The sequence below is a fragment of the Halomonas sp. DP3Y7-2 genome (assembly GCF_019800795.1).
GTDB classification, from domain to species: Bacteria; Pseudomonadota; Gammaproteobacteria; order Pseudomonadales; family Halomonadaceae; genus Halomonas; species Halomonas litopenaei_A.
Window position 1 is genome coordinate 135,112 of record NZ_JAHVKJ010000011.1, and the last position, 13,971, is coordinate 149,082.

The 13,971-nt window shown below is 63.9% G+C and carries 12 protein-coding genes; 5 read left to right on the top strand and 7 right to left on the bottom strand.

What is annotated here, in order from left to right; translation table 11 throughout:
- Positions 1–99: 99 nt before the first annotated feature.
- From KUV45_RS16270 to KUV45_RS16295, 6 genes are all read right to left on the bottom strand, one after another.
- Complete coding sequence (locus KUV45_RS16270; RefSeq protein ID WP_222163351.1) at positions 100–804, bottom strand: urease accessory protein UreF; 705 nt, start codon at positions 802–804, stop codon at positions 100–102.
- Positions 804–1,409 (bottom strand): urease accessory protein UreE, encoded by a 606-nt coding sequence (gene ureE / locus KUV45_RS16275; RefSeq protein WP_222163690.1) that lies wholly within the window; start codon positions 1,407–1,409, stop codon positions 804–806. The genes KUV45_RS16270 and ureE overlap by 1 nt, the downstream gene beginning before the upstream one ends.
- A gap of 134 nt (positions 1,410–1,543) precedes the next feature.
- On the bottom strand, positions 1,544–3,247 hold the full coding sequence (gene ureC, locus KUV45_RS16280) for an urease subunit alpha (protein ID WP_222163352.1): 1,704 nt from the start codon (positions 3,245–3,247) through the stop codon (positions 1,544–1,546).
- Positions 3,244–3,582 carry an urease subunit beta gene (locus KUV45_RS16285; protein WP_222163353.1) on the bottom strand — a complete coding sequence of 113 codons (339 nt, stop codon included), beginning with the start codon at positions 3,580–3,582 and terminating at the stop codon, positions 3,244–3,246. Before KUV45_RS16285 ends, ureC begins: the two co-directional genes overlap by 4 nt.
- Positions 3,583–3,672: 90 nt before the next feature.
- On the bottom strand, positions 3,673–3,975 hold the full coding sequence (gene ureA / locus KUV45_RS16290; RefSeq protein ID WP_206944647.1) for an urease subunit gamma: 303 nt from the start codon (positions 3,973–3,975) through the stop codon (positions 3,673–3,675).
- Between the two features lie 57 nt (positions 3,976–4,032).
- A complete protein-coding gene (locus tag KUV45_RS16295) occupies positions 4,033–4,968 on the bottom strand; it encodes an urease accessory protein UreD (RefSeq protein WP_222163354.1) in 936 nt (311 codons plus the stop codon).
- 485 nt (positions 4,969–5,453) lie between these two features.
- Between KUV45_RS16295 and KUV45_RS16300 the strand changes: the two genes are divergently transcribed.
- Genes KUV45_RS16300 through KUV45_RS16320 form a run of 5 tightly spaced genes read left to right on the top strand, consistent with a single transcriptional unit; the run spans position 5,454 to position 13,196 of the window.
- Positions 5,454–6,815 carry a TolC family protein gene (locus tag KUV45_RS16300; RefSeq protein ID WP_222163355.1) on the top strand — a complete coding sequence of 454 codons (1,362 nt, stop codon included), beginning with the start codon at positions 5,454–5,456 and terminating at the stop codon, positions 6,813–6,815.
- Entirely contained in the window at positions 6,812–8,038 is a 1,227-nt protein-coding gene (locus KUV45_RS16305; RefSeq protein WP_222163356.1) for an efflux RND transporter periplasmic adaptor subunit, read from the top strand. The genes KUV45_RS16300 and KUV45_RS16305 overlap by 4 nt, the downstream gene beginning before the upstream one ends.
- Complete coding sequence (locus KUV45_RS16310) at positions 8,031–11,183, top strand: efflux RND transporter permease subunit (protein ID WP_222163357.1); 3,153 nt, start codon at positions 8,031–8,033, stop codon at positions 11,181–11,183. The genes KUV45_RS16305 and KUV45_RS16310 overlap by 8 nt, the downstream gene beginning before the upstream one ends.
- Positions 11,177–11,869: a response regulator transcription factor gene (locus KUV45_RS16315; RefSeq protein WP_222163358.1), complete on the top strand. Its 693-nt coding sequence runs from the start codon at positions 11,177–11,179 to the stop codon at positions 11,867–11,869. Before KUV45_RS16310 ends, KUV45_RS16315 begins: the two co-directional genes overlap by 7 nt.
- Positions 11,847–13,196, top strand: coding sequence for a HAMP domain-containing sensor histidine kinase (locus tag KUV45_RS16320; protein WP_222163359.1), 1,350 nt, complete (start codon positions 11,847–11,849; stop codon positions 13,194–13,196). Before KUV45_RS16315 ends, KUV45_RS16320 begins: the two co-directional genes overlap by 23 nt.
- Before the next feature lie 65 nt (positions 13,197–13,261).
- Here KUV45_RS16320 and urtE read toward each other — a convergent pair whose 3' ends face one another.
- The gene (urtE, locus tag KUV45_RS16325) at positions 13,262–13,960 is read right to left on the bottom strand and encodes an urea ABC transporter ATP-binding subunit UrtE (protein ID WP_206944661.1); all 699 of its coding nucleotides are present in this window, start codon (positions 13,958–13,960) and stop codon (positions 13,262–13,264) included.
- Positions 13,961–13,971 lie beyond the last annotated feature (11 nt).

Sequence of the window (13,971 nt, forward strand, 5' to 3'; positions counted from 1 at the left end):
CACGCTCGGGGCCAGGATGATGGTAAGGGCGACGTTCGGTCATGACGTCGATACCTTGTCTTTCATGTCGTCAAGCCATAGCGCTGGGCAAGGGCTTGCTTAGCTGCGAAACAGGCGCGAGTACTGGGTCTCGTGCAGGCTGCTGGCAAGCGCGACGCCAGGCAAGGCCGGACCGAGCTCGTCATCTCGCAGCGCCTCGGCGCGCTCCACCGCGTGGACCAGCGCCGGACGCAGCCGTTCTACTATTCGCTGTGCCGCGGTATGCCCCAGGGGCAGTGCCTTGCAGGCCGCTGCCAGCTGGTTCTCAAGCCAGGCCCAGGCAAACCCCAGCATGGCGCTGTGCGGCAGCACCTGGCGCTGCACCGACAGCGCCGCAAAGGCGGTCACATAGCCTGGCGCAGCAGGCAACGCTGTCTCGGGCAGCAGGCCAAGATTGCCCATCAGGCGTGTCAAGGAAGCCCCCAGCTGGCGATCTTCCTCCAACAGCTCACGGGTCTCGCGGACTGCGGCGAGCCAGCGGTCCCACTCTGCAACGAGGGACGCGTCGCCTGCCTGCCAGGCCGTCATCTGGCGCATCAGCACCGGCAGTTCACACATCGCCAGGCCATCCTCCAGCACCCCCTCCAACCAGTCACCCAGGCTGGACTCGTCGGTGACCCAACCCAGCTCAAACGCGCTTTCCAGCCCCTGGGACCAGGCGAAGGCCCCAATCGGCAAGGCTGGACTGACGAGCTGCAACAGGCCCAGCAGCGCCAAGTCGCCTAGCGCAAGGTCCGGTGAGGAAACCGTCGCGATCCCGGACATCAGACCGGCTCCCTGGACGGGTCCTGAGACTGGCCGGAAGGCTCCTGCGAGTGCGCATGGGCGTGATGGTGCGAGTGATCATGCGAGTGCCCGTGCGAATGCTGGTGCGAGTGCCCGTGCGAGTGCCCATGGGAATGTCCGCCCATGGTGTAGGCGCCCGGCTCCGGATCGAAGGGCGCCTGGTGTCGCTCGAGGATGGCGCCCAGCCGCTCGGCGAGTTCTTCCAGCACATGATCAGGGGCAATCCGCACGTAGCGGCACTCCTGCCCCTGGAAAACGCCGCACCCGATGCCCAGCGTCACATGCCGGTTTCCCAGGTGATAGCACAGTCGCGCCAGGGCCAGGTCCGATTGCGGTCCAGGCAGAATCCAGGCACTCACTACCGGTTCTGGGGCCGCCACTACCCTTACGCACACGCCATCGTCGCTGGCCAGTCCGTCACCATGGCGCAGCACCGGTCCGCGCTCCAGGAACAGTCCAGCTCCGCGCCCGCTATCCAAGGTGACCCTCAGGCGGCCCTTGATACGATCGTCATAGGCCAGGGTCAGCGTGTCTTCGGCTTGGTCCTCCGCCAGCGGGCCAAGACGCTGTGTCAATGACAGCAACGTGCTCATCGATATCTCCTAAAATGTAGTGCGGCCGCGACGTGCGGTTCTCCCTATTTCCACCACCTCACCCCACGGGCAGCCCTAGGGTTTGTGCGAAAAGTCGACGAGCGCAGGCACTTTTCTGACACGCCCTAGAACAGGTGGTAGCGCTGTGCAAGGGGCAGTACGTCCAGCGGCTCGCAGGTCAAAAGCTCGCCATCACAGGTCACCTCATAGGTCTGGGCGTCAACCTTGAGGTCGGGGCAGCGATCATTCAGTTTCATGTCGCGCTTGCGGATGCCGCGCACGTTGCGACATGCCACCAGCCGGCTGGCCAAACCCAGTGACTCCTTGAGTCCTGAGTCCAGCGCTGCCTGGGACACAAAGCTCACCCGCGTCGCCGCGGCCGCTTGCCCCAGCGCACCGAACATCGGCCGATAGTGCACGGGCTGTGGCGTCGGAATCGAAGCGTTGGGGTCCCCCATGGGCGCCATGGCGATCATTCCGCCCTTGAGAACCAGAGCGGGCTTAACCCCGAAGAACGCCGGATCCCAGAGCACCAGATCCGCCAGCTTGCCCACCTCGACCGACCCGATTTCTTCGGCCATACCATGGGTGATTGCCGGATTGATGGTGTATTTGGCGATGTAGCGCCGAGCGCGAAGATTGTCTGCACCGCACGCCTCATCCTCGGGCAGCAACCCGCGCTGGACCTTCATCTTGTGGGCCGTCTGCCAGGTGCGGCATACCACCTCGCCCACTCGCCCCATGGCCTGGGAGTCAGAGGCGATCATCGAGATCACCCCCATGTCCTGCAGGATGTCTTCGGCGGCGATGGTCTCCCGACGAATACGCGAATCAGCAAAGGCCACGTCTTCGGGAATATTCGGGTCCAGATGGTGGCACACCATCAACATGTCCAGGTGCTCATCGACGGTATTCACCGTGTAAGGCCTGGTGGGATTGGTCGAGGATGGCAGCACGTACTCTTTCGAGCAGGCGGTGATGATATCCGGCGCGTGCCCGCCACCCGCTCCCTCGGTGTGATAGGTGTGGATGCCCCTTTCCTTGAAGGCGGCCAGCGTATCCTCGACAAAACCTGACTCGTTGAGGGTGTCGGTGTGGATCGCGATCTGCACGTCATAGCGCTCGGCAACGCTTAGACAGGTGTCGATGGACGCAGGCGTGGTCCCCCAGTCTTCGTGCAGCTTGAGCCCCATGGCGCCTGCCTCGATCTGAGCTTCAAGCGCCTCGGGCAGGCTGGCGTTGCCCTTGCCCAGTAGGCCGATGTTCATCGGCAGGCTGTCGCAGGCCTTGAGCATGTGATGAATGTGCCAGGCGCCAGGCGTGCAGGTGGTGGCGTTGGAGCCGGTCGCAGGCCCGGTGCCACCTCCCAGCATGGTGGTGATGCCGCTGGCCAGGGCCTCATCCACCAATTGAGGACAAATGAAATGCACGTGGGCATCGATGGCACCCGCCGTAAGGATCTTGCCTTCCCCTGCGATGACCTCTGTCCCCGGCCCGATGACGATGGTGACATCCGGTTGGGTATCCGGATTACCGGCCTTGCCGATGGCAGCGATTCTGCCCGCCTGGAGCCCGACGTCGGCCTTGACGATGCCCCACCAGTCGAGAATCAGCGCGTTGGTGATCACCGTATCCATCACCGCCTCATCGACACGCTGGCTTTGCCCCATGCCATCACGGATCACCTTGCCACCGCCGAACTTGACCTCATCACCGTAGTGGGTCGCATCCTGCTCGACCTCGATCCACAGCTCGGTATCCCCCAGGCGCACCCGGTCGCCCACGGTGGGTCCGTAGATGTCGGCGTAGGCTTGACGACTGATCTTCATGACGGGTCTCCCTGAACATCCGGTGCAGTACCCAAAGGCCCCATGACCTCACCACGAAAGCCATAGATGTGACGAGTGCCGGCAAAGCTGACCAGGGTGACCTCACGGGTCTGGCCGGGCTCGAAACGCACGGCGCTGCCGGCAGCAACATCCAGCCTGAAGCCACGCGCCTTGACGCGGTCAAACAAGAGCGCGGGATTGGTCTCGGCGAAATGGTAGTGCGAGCCGACCTGGATCGGCCGGTCGCCACGGTTGGCCACCTCGATGGTCACCCGCTCGCGCCCTTCACACAGTGCGATCTCGCCGTCCTTGAGTTGGTATTCTCCGGGTATCATGCCTCGCCCTCTGATGGTCCGTTGGCAACGGCCTGCCCCCATGTCGCTGCTGCAAGCCGCTGCGGCAGACGACACTGAGCAGGCATCCGTTCAGGTAATCGGATGATGGACGGTCACCAGCTTCGTGCCGTCAGGAAAGGTGGCTTCGACCTGAACTTCGTCGACCATGTCGGCAACGCCCTCCATGACATCGTCACGGCCCAGGATCTGCTTGCCGTAGCTCATCATCTCGGCGACGCTGCGACCCTCACGGGCCCCCTCCATGATCTCGCAGCTGATCAACGCGACCGCCTCGGGATAGTTGAGCTTCAGGCCCTTGGCCCTTCGCCGTTCTGCTACCAACCCCGCGGTAAACAGCAGCAGCTTGTCCTTGTCTCTCGGTGTCAGCTCCATCGTTACTTCCTCAAGGTCAGACGACACGACGCTCGCTAGACGACGGTCGGCGTGGAGTCAGGTGAACCAGATGCGCGGCGGACAGGCCGTGCGCTCCAGCAACATCGGTCTCAGCAGTTTCCAGGCAGCCTCACACAGCGTCCAAGCTTCATGCCGCGAGTGCCCGAGATAGCGCAGCAGCAATACGCCGTCACGCAGAGTGACCGCCCATGGCTGTTGCATCATCGAGGGTGAAGACAGATCGACAGCATCGTCGGTGCGTCCCTGTCGGCCCGCCAGCTGTTCACGCAGCATCTCCACCGCTGCCGCGCCATCGTCCAAGCCTACGGCCCAAAGGGTGGCCTGAACGCTGCAGCCACGCTGGCCCCAGGCGCCGCTGAAGCGGCGGTGAAGCGGATCAAGCGGCTGACGCTCGATCCACAGCGGCTGGCCATCTCGGGCTAACCTGAAGCTCTGTTCCAGGTAGCCGCTGGCAAACGGCAGGTCACTGGCTGGCCGGCCCAGGGCGAGCACCTCCCAACCCAGGCAGCGCGCGTCCCCTTGCAACTCGATCTCGGTGGATTGGCGCCCACGAGAGCCATCGAAGGCAATGGTTTCCTGCGGCAGCCACTCGAGGCTGGCGCCGGGCTCGACCACCAGCCGGGTGCGCTGGGACCAGCTCACCTCGTTGCTGTCCGCCCGATACAGCTTGCTGGCGGCAGGGGTCGTGAGTAGTGCGCTGGCACCCCTTGCCACCCGTGCTTGAATGTCCAGCGCATCACCGCTGACCAGCCCGCCCGGTGGATGCAACAGGTAGACGTGGCAGGTGCCGTCGCGTCCTTCGGGGTAAAAGGGCCGCTGCACCCTCAAGGGGCCACGGTGATCCACTCGGTGTAATCGAGTCGCCGCACCATCATGGCGAAAGCCCAGTGACAGGCTCGCCTCCCAGCGCCGTCCCGCGTCGAAGCGATGGCCGTGCCGATCGGTCACATCCTGTAGTGTCTGCGCGCTCATGGTTCTCCCGGGCGATGGTTCGTGGTGACGCCGTCTGGCCACGCCACACAATACTGCCCGATGACGGTGCAATGGTCGTACCACCTCACCTCTAAATCCTATTTTTTACTTTATTATCAATGATATATAGTGCACCGAAAGTGCACCAGGAAGCCCCCTTAGCTATCAAAGGCACCAACTCGGTGCACCGCTAAGCGCATCCAGCATCATTTTGGTGCGCATGTCGCTATTGCTGTGGACCTCGTCGCCAGGACTGTGCAGCGTGGTCATTTGTCTGCCTGAGACCTCCCCCGCCCTTTCTGCCGCCCTTTCTGCCGCCCTTTCTGCCGCCCTTTCTGCCGCCCTTCCTGCCGCCCTTCTTCTACCTTCCCTCCACCGTCCTTCGATCGCCTTCCTGTCACGCCGCTTGCTACTGCCGTTAACCCTGCCTTAACCCCCCGCTCGGCTATGCTGCGCGCCTTCGAGAACCCAGGAGATCCATTATCATGGTTCGGGCCCCTTTCCCTGCCTTGCTGGCGGGCGTCCTGCTGTTGACGCTGGCTGGCTGCTCCATGATCGACGAGCCAACCTCCTACCCTGACAGGACCGACGCCTTGATCGCCCAGGTGCCGGACTGGTCGGCAGCTGTCGGCGGTAGCGACGTCGGCTCACTCAACGACCTAATCGCGTCCGATGCGCTCGATCAGCTCGTTGAAAGGGCGCTGCAGGCCAACCCCGGCCTGCAACAGACCCTGTTGACGCTGCGTATCCGCCAGACACAGCTGCGCCAGACCGGTGCTGACCGCCTGCCCGAGGTCGAAGCCGGCTTCAGCGCCAGTGACAGCGAAGACAGTGCCAGCACCTACAGCGGCTCAGTCTCGGTCAGTTGGGAAGCCGATCTGTGGCAGAAGATTGCCGATCGCACCGCCGCCGCCGATCAGGACGTCGCACAACAGGCGGCCCTGTATCAGGCCGCCCGGGACACCTTGGCGGCCGACGTGATGACCAGCTGGCTTGCGCTGATCGCGCAGCGTCATGCCATCACCATCCAGCAGCAGCGCCTGTCCACCCTTGAAAGCAACGAGTCCCTGATCCTTGAGCGCTATCGCAGCGGGCTCGGCAGCCTCGAGGATCTGGACAGCGCGCGAAGCTCCACGGCCAGTGCCCGTGCCAGCCTGGTGGAGTATCAAGAAAGCCTGGCGCAACAGCAGCGTGCACTGCAGACCCTGCTGGGCGAGATTCCCGATAGCGGCGAGGAGGTGGCCGACGACTATCCCGCGGTACTGACACCGCTGGCAGAGCTGCCAAGCCAGTCGCTGCGTCGCCGACCGGACCTGATCGCGGCCTACCACGCCATTCAGGCGGCCGACTATCGCACCCAGGCCGCCTACAAGGACCTGCTGCCAAGCATCAGCCTGCAGGCCGCCATCGAGGACGTGGCCGACTCGCCATCCCAGGCGCTGCTGACCGATCCGGTGTGGTCGCTGCTGGGTCAACTGACGGCTCCGCTGTTCCAGGGAGGCGAGCTTCGCGCAGCCGCCGAAGAAGCCGAACTGGAGACCGCGCAGGGCTACCAGGCGTACCGCGAGACCCTGCTCGAGGCGGTTGGCGAGGTGGAAGATGCCCTCGGGCTCGAGCGCTCTCTCGCCCTGCAACAGCAGCACATCGCCAATGCCCTGGACCGCCAGCAATCTACCCTGGCCCAGTACCAGTCGAGCTACCGCTCGGGGCTGGTCGACATCCTCGACCTGCTTTCGGTGCAACAACAGACCTACGACCTCGAGGCGCAACTCGATGACCTCAACTATCAGCGCCTGGCCAATCGCATCGACCTCGGCCTGGCACTCGGACTGGGAGTGACCCCATGACACGTCGCTGGAGCAAAGCGCTGCCCCTGAGTCTGGCCCTCGCGGTACTGGCGGCGGTGGTGGTTCATGTCGTCACGCCAGGTCAGGCACGAGGCCAGCACTCGCCACCCAGGCCTGGTGGCCAGCCGGAGGCCGATTCAGGCCAGGTGCAGGCGCGTCAGTCAGACCGCCAGCAGGCCCCCCAGCGCACCGAGGTAACGGTGGTCACCGCAGAGACCGCGGCCCACGCTGCCCGCATCATCGCCTACGGAGAAGCCAGCGCACATTTCGAGCTGACCCTGAGCGCCGAGGTGTCCGGGCGCGTCGACGGCCTTGCCGACAACTTCGAGGGAGGTCTTCGTATCGGTAAGGGCGAATTGCTGGCCACCCTGGAGGACAGTGGTTACCAGGAGGCCCTGGCCGTCGCCCAATCGACGCTGGCCACTGCCGAGGTGAGCCTGCTGGAGGAACAACGCCAGGGAGAACAGTCCAGAATCGAGTGGCGCTCGTCGGGGCTCTCGGGCGAGCCTGACTCGCCGCTGGTACTTCGCGCCCCCCAGCTCGCCGCCGCGCAGGCGGCGGTCGATGAGGCCAAGGCGTCGCTGGCCGCCGCTCGCCAGGACCTCGACCAGACCCGCATCACCGCCCCCTTCGATGCCCTGATCACCGATCGCCACATCGCCCCGGGCAGTTTCGTGCAGTCTGGCACCGAGATCGCCACCCTGGTCAGCACCGACCGCATCGAGATCACCGTGAGCCTGTCCGCCGCGGAATGGGCGCAACTACCGGACTCGGCCACGCTTGCTGCGGGTGACTGGCCCGTCACGCTGACCGATATCGAGAGCGGAGAGCAATGGACCGGACAGGTCATCCGGGCGCATCAGCACCTGGACGCCACCAGCCGCCAGCGCTCGCTGGTGATCGGGGTTCAGGCCCCGTTCGACCAGACCCCCGCCCTGCTGCCCGGCACGTTCCTCGAGGCGAGCCTCAGCGGACGTACGCTCGATGGGTTGTGGCAGCTCCCCGCCACCGCCCTCGGCCAGTCCGGACAGCTCTGGTACGTCACCGACGATGACGCTCTGGCCAGCGTCTCGACCGAGGCCGTCTTCAGCGACGGTGCCACGATATACGTAAGACCGCCCGAGGCGATCGCTGATCAGCCGACCCGGGTGGTCGTGCAACCCCTGAGCAGCTACGTCCAGGGCATGCTGGTGACCACCGTGGAGGCCCGACAGGATGTCTGACACGAGCCATCGCCAAGGCGTGATCGCCTGGTTTGCCCGCAACCCGGTCGCTGCCAATCTCTTGATGTTGCTGGTGATCGCGCTGGGCGTCAGCGCCCTTGGCACCCTCCAGAAGGAGGCCTTCCCGAGCACCGAACCCGACAGCCTGAGCATCTCGGTCAGCTACGACAGTGGCTCGGCAAGGCAGTCAGAAGAAGGACTCGCGATCAAGATCGAGGATGCGCTGGAAGGGGTCATCGGTATCGATTCGATCGTCAGCACCTCCACCACCAGTGGCACCACCGTGACCGTGGAGAAGACCTCCGACTACGACCTGGATACCCTGCTTAGAGACGTCAAGACCCAGGTGGACGCTATCTCCAACTTTCCGGCCGACGCTGACAATCCGGTCATCAGCAAGGCTGAGCGCGAGGAGCACTCGCTGTGGATTCAGCTCTATGGCGACGCTGACCGCGCCACCCTGCAGCAGTTGGCCGACGACCTCAAGGCAGACCTGCTGGCCCATCAGGACGTCAGTCGTGTCTCGATCAGTGGCTGGCTAGATCCAATGATGGCCATCGAGATCGACGAGGGTCGCCTGGAAGCCTACGGCCTTTCGCTCACCGACGTAGAGGAGGCGGTCAATGCGAGCTCGACCAGCACTTCCAGCGCCGTATTGCGCAATGCCGATCTCTACCTGCAGCTCAAGGCGTCGCGCCAGGCGTACCTCAAGGATGAGTTCGCCGCCATTCCACTGATCACCACCACCCAGGGCGATCAGATCCGCCTCGGTGATGTGGCCAGGATCCGCGACACCTTCGACGACACCACCTCCAGCCTGTCGCGCTTTGATGGCGAGGACAGCATCGCGCTACAGATCGTCACCACCGGCACCGATGACATTTCAGACTCGGTCATTGGCGCCCGCGAAGTGATTCAGCAGTGGCGTGACGATGGGCTTCTGCCCCAGAACGTGCAGCTGGCCACCTGGTACGATCGCAGCACCTCGATCAACGAACGCCTGGCGCTGCTGATCGACAATGCGCTGTACGGCATTCTGCTGGTGTTTACCCTGCTGGCGCTGTTTCTCAACCTGAGGGTCGCGCTGTGGGTGGCCATGGGTCTCCCCTTTGTGTTCTGCGGTACGCTCTACTTCATGGGCGAGCCCTTGCTTGGGCTTACCCTCAACGAATTCACCACCTTTGGCTTCATCATGGCGCTGGGCATCGTGGTCGACGATGCCGTGGTCGTGGGCGAAAGCGTCTACGCCGAGCGCCGCGCCCATGGTGACACCCTGGACAACACCATTCGTGGCACCCTGCGCGTCGCGGTGCCCACCCTGTTTGGCGTGTTTACCACGGTGGTGGCCTTCTTTGCGCTCTCGCAGATAGAGGGCAGACTGGGCAAGCTCTACGCCCAATTCGCCGCCGTGGTCGGCCTGTGTCTGGTGCTGTCGATCATCGAGTCGAAGCTGATTCTGCCGGCCCACCTGGCGCACCTGAATACCCGCTCCTCGACTTCCCGTCATCGTCTTGGCCGGCTGTGGGGGCGGCTACAGGACGCCGCCTCTGGCGCGATGGAACGCTTCACCCAGGCCGTCTATCGTCCGCTGGTCAAGCTCGCTCTGGTGCATCGAGCAAGCGTCACAGTGCTGTTCACGGCGCTGTTGATCCTGGTCCTGGCCATGCCGTTCAACGGCAGCATTCGCATGAGTTTCTTCCCCGATATTGCAGGCGATACGGCGCGCGCCAACATCACGCTGGAAAACGATGCGAGTTACGGCTTGACCCACCGGGCGCTGGACCGCCTGCAGGACAGTGCCATCGAGGCCGATACCACGCTGCGCCAGGGCAAAGGCGTCAGCGCCATCGAGCACCTGCAGATCACCTCGAGTGATGACCAGTCAGGGACTGTCACGGTCAAGCTTGCCGATGATTCGCCCTACGACCTTGACCAGTTCGCACACCAGTGGACGGCCCTTGCCGGGCTCCCGGAAGGCACCCGCACGCTGAGTGTTCAGAGCCGGCGCAGTGACTTCTCTGCGCTTCGCGTCGAGCTTCGCGCCAGCGACGATACCCTGCTGAGCGCGGCCGGCGACGAGTTCCGCGCGCGTCTTGAAGCCATCGATGCCGTCAGCGGCCTGGAAGACAATCTCCGCCCGGGCCAACCTCAGCTTCAGCTCGACCTCACCGCCCAGGGGCGCGCGCTTGGCATGACCACCGACGAGCTGGCAGAACAGGTCATGCAGGGCTTCAATGGTCAGGTGGTGCAGCGCTATCAGCGCGGCAACGACGAGATAGAGGTGAAGGTGCGCTTTCCCGAGAGCGAGCGCCAGTCGCTGGTCGACGTGCTGTCGTCGCGGGTACGTGCACCGGATGGTACCGTGCTGCCGCTGTCCAGCGTCGCTACAGCGAGTCTCGGCTACACCCGCGACACCATCACCCGGATCGATAACCAGCGGGCCATCTATATTTCCGGCGACGTGGACAAGGAGCTGATCTCGGCCAGCGAACTGGTGACCCTGCTCGAACAGGAGGTCGTCCCGGATATCCGCAGCGCCTACCCCGGCGTCGACATCCACTTCGCTGGCGAGGCCGAGCAGCAGCAGGAAACCCAGTCCTCGATGGTCACGGTCTTCGCCTTCGCCATACTGCTGATCTACATGCTGCTGGCGGTCCCCCTGAAATCCTACGTTCAGCCTCTGCTGATCATGACCGCGATCCCCTTCGGCGTGGTCGGGGCGCTGCTCGGTCACTGGCTCAATGACCTGTCCCTCGGGATCCTGTCCCTCAATGGCATCATTGCCCTGTCCGGCGTGGTGGTAAACGACAGCCTTTTGCTAGTGTCCCGTTTCAACGAGCTGCGAGACGAAGGCCTGGCCATCCCGGACGCCATCGTCGCCTCCGCCACAAGTCGCATGCGTGCCGTCGTGCTGACCTCGGCCACCACCTTTGCCGGGCTCTATCCCCTCCTGGGAGAAACGTCCCATCAGGCCCAGTTTCTGATTCCGGCCGCAGTGTCGCTGGCATACGGTATCCTGTTCGCCACCCTGATCACGCTAATCCTGATACCGGTGCTGCTGAGCCTGCAGACCAGCCTCGAGCAATGGCTCACACGCTGGAGGCGACGCACGCCCGGTGAAGACGAGGCCGAAACCCCATGCTGAACGTGCTGCTGGTGGAAGATGACCTGGATCTGGCCATGACCATCGTGCAATACCTGGAGATCCAGCAGATCCGGTGCGATCACGCCAGCAATGGCCAGCGCGGCCTCACGCTCATCCGCGACAATCGCTATGACGTCATCCTGCTGGATCTCAATCTGCCGCGACTGGATGGCCTGAGCGTCTGCCGCGAGGTTCGCCACGCGGGCGATGACACCAGCATCCTGATGTTGACCGCCCGCGACCGCCTCGACGACAAGGTCGATGGCTTCGAGGCGGGCGCCGATGACTACCTGGTCAAGCCGTTCGAACTGAAGGAGTTGGCGCTGCGCATTCGCGCCCTGGGCCAGCGACGCAGCGGGCAGATCAAGCGGCTGCACTACGCTGGCCTGGTGATGGATCTGGTCTCCCTGACGGTGCTTAGAGACGGTCAGCCGCTGCACCTGTCACCTACCGGCTGGCGACTGCTGGAACCCCTGCTGCGCGCATCGCCCGGGGTCGTCAGCCGCCGCGCTCTGGAGGAGGCGGTGTGGGGCGAGGAACCTCCCGACAGCAATAGCCTCAAGGTACATATGCACCATCTGCGCAAGGCCGTGGATCGAGACTTCGATCCGCCGCTGATACACACGATCCCCGGACGCGGGTTCGCCTTGAGGGAGGCACGGGATGATCCGTCAGATACGCCTTAAGCGACAGCTCGCGGCGATCCTGCTCACCTTGGGTGCGCTGCTGGTGGGAGGCTACTCGCTGCTGGCGGCCCACTACTTCAAGCTGGGGATGGACAGCACCATGGTGGGGGCCATGGAACAGGCGGTGCATCAGCACATTCGACAGCGGGCCAAAGGCACGGCAGAACCCGACCTGGACGCCTTCACCGTCACCTCGACCTGGCAGCAACAGCCCAGGCAGATCCGCAGCTTGTTGCCACAGCCGCCGCAGCAGGATACGCGCCTGGTCACGTCGCGTGAGACGAAGCCGAATGGTCGCCGCGGCAGGCTGGTCTTCGCCATGCGCTTTCCCACCGACGAGGGGACGCTGTTTGTCAGCCACACTCTGACACGCCAGCAGATGTCGAGCCTGGTACATCGCACCATCCGTGACAACCTCACAAGCCTTCTGCTTATCAGCCTCAGTACCGCCGTCGCCCTGGCACTAGCGATCTGGCTACTGCTGCGTCAGCTAAGCAAGCCGGTAGCGCGCCTGGGCCGGTGGGCGCGTGATCTGGAAAGCGCCAACCTGCAGGACCCTCTGCCGGACTTCCGCTACCCCGAGCTCAACGAACTGGCCTCGCTGGTACGCGACAGCCTGTCCTCCCAGCAAGACAGTCTCGAACGGGAACATCGCTTCCTGCGACACTCAAGCCATGAATTGCGCACGCCGATCAGTGTGATGCGAAGCGGCATCGAACTGATCCGCTCGCTACCGCCGGAGCAGGCGCCTGCGGCCCGATCCGTGCTGGCGTCGATCATCGATCGCCTGGATCGCGCCAGCCTGAACATGAAGCATCTGACGGAAACCCTCCTGTGGCTAAGCCGCGACGAGCCCATCGATCTGCCCACCCGTCCCATCGCACTGGATCAGCTGGTACAGGACATCGTCGAAGAACACCGCTACTTGCTACGCGACAAGGACGTCGCCCTCAGCGTGACCACAAGCCCGGCCACCCTGGAACAGTCCGAGGTGGCACTACGCATGGTCCTTGGCAACCTCATCCGCAACGCCTTCCAGCACACCTGGGCGGGTGACGTCACCCTGCGTCAGCAGGGTAAGACGGTCTTTATCGACAACCTGCAGCGCGCCGACGGGCAGGAAGACGGAAGCGGTGACAGCCAAGATGCCGACCACGATGCCCCCGCAGGCTACCCAGATACTGTCGACGACCTGGGCTTCGGCCTTGGCCTAGAGCTGACAGCTCAGCTCACCGAGCGGCTCGGCTGGCACTATCACAACCAGCCGGTGCCAGGGGGACACTACGTCCAGCTCACCCTGGTTGATGCCGCCGAGCCCCACGGCTAAAGGCTCCCGTTTCACTCGAGCCCGAGCAAGGCTGGTGCTGCGAGCTGTCGACCGCCACTTTCGCCCTAGACGGTCAGGTAGCGCTTCACCACGTCATCACTCAATGCTGCTATGTCGCCCTCCGCTACGCGCCGGCCACGATCAAGGATGGCAAAACGATCTGCAAAACGGCGAGCAAAGGGGAGCTTCTGCTCCACCAGCAGTACGGTCAGCCCATCATCGGCGATAAGACGGCGAATGACCTCGCCAATCTGGGCGACGATGTTCGGCTGGATGCCCTCCCCCGGCTCATCGAGGATCAGTAGCTTGGGCTCGAGTACCAACGCACGCCCGATGGCCAGCTGCTGCTGCTGGCCGCCCGAAAGATCCCCGCCACGACGCTGGCGCATTTCCTTGAGCACGGGAAACAGCTCGTAGATGCGCTCGGGTACCTGGCGCAGGCCATCCCCGCGCGCTGCCAGACCGGTACGCAGGTTCTCTTCCACCGTCAGCAGTGGAAAAATCTGCCGTCCCTGAGGCACGTAACCGATGCCAAGGCGCGAGCGATCTTCCAGCCGACGGCGCTCCAGAGCCACGCCATCCGCGTATTCCAGCGCTCCTCCACGGATCGGCACTTCGCCCATGATGGCTTTCATCAACGTCGTCTTGCCGACACCATTGCGCCCCAGCACGCAGGTGCAGGCCGCTTTGGGCACCTGCAGATCCAGGTCCCACAGCGTATGGCTTTCGCCATAGAACTGGTTGAGCCCACGAATGTTCAGCATTGGCGGGCCCT

Coding starts and splice junctions, on each gene's coding strand:
- KUV45_RS16310 (WP_222163357.1), top strand. CDS start 8,031: ATGTCTGACACGAGCCATCGCCAAGGCGTGATCGCCTGGTTTGCCCGC.
- ureA (WP_206944647.1), bottom strand. CDS start 3,975: ATGGAGCTGACACCGAGAGACAAGGACAAGCTGCTGCTGTTTACCGCG.
- KUV45_RS16315 (WP_222163358.1), top strand. CDS start 11,177: ATGCTGAACGTGCTGCTGGTGGAAGATGACCTGGATCTGGCCATGACC.
- ureC (WP_222163352.1), bottom strand. CDS start 3,247: ATGAAGATCAGTCGTCAAGCCTACGCCGACATCTACGGACCCACCGTG.
- KUV45_RS16320 (WP_222163359.1), top strand. CDS start 11,847: ATGATCCGTCAGATACGCCTTAAGCGACAGCTCGCGGCGATCCTGCTC.
- KUV45_RS16300 (WP_222163355.1), top strand. CDS start 5,454: ATGGTTCGGGCCCCTTTCCCTGCCTTGCTGGCGGGCGTCCTGCTGTTG.
- KUV45_RS16305 (WP_222163356.1), top strand. CDS start 6,812: ATGACACGTCGCTGGAGCAAAGCGCTGCCCCTGAGTCTGGCCCTCGCG.
- KUV45_RS16295 (WP_222163354.1), bottom strand. CDS start 4,968: ATGAGCGCGCAGACACTACAGGATGTGACCGATCGGCACGGCCATCGC.
- KUV45_RS16270 (WP_222163351.1), bottom strand. CDS start 804: ATGTCCGGGATCGCGACGGTTTCCTCACCGGACCTTGCGCTAGGCGAC.
- urtE (WP_206944661.1), bottom strand. CDS start 13,960: ATGCTGAACATTCGTGGGCTCAACCAGTTCTATGGCGAAAGCCATACG.
- KUV45_RS16285 (WP_222163353.1), bottom strand. CDS start 3,582: ATGATACCCGGAGAATACCAACTCAAGGACGGCGAGATCGCACTGTGT.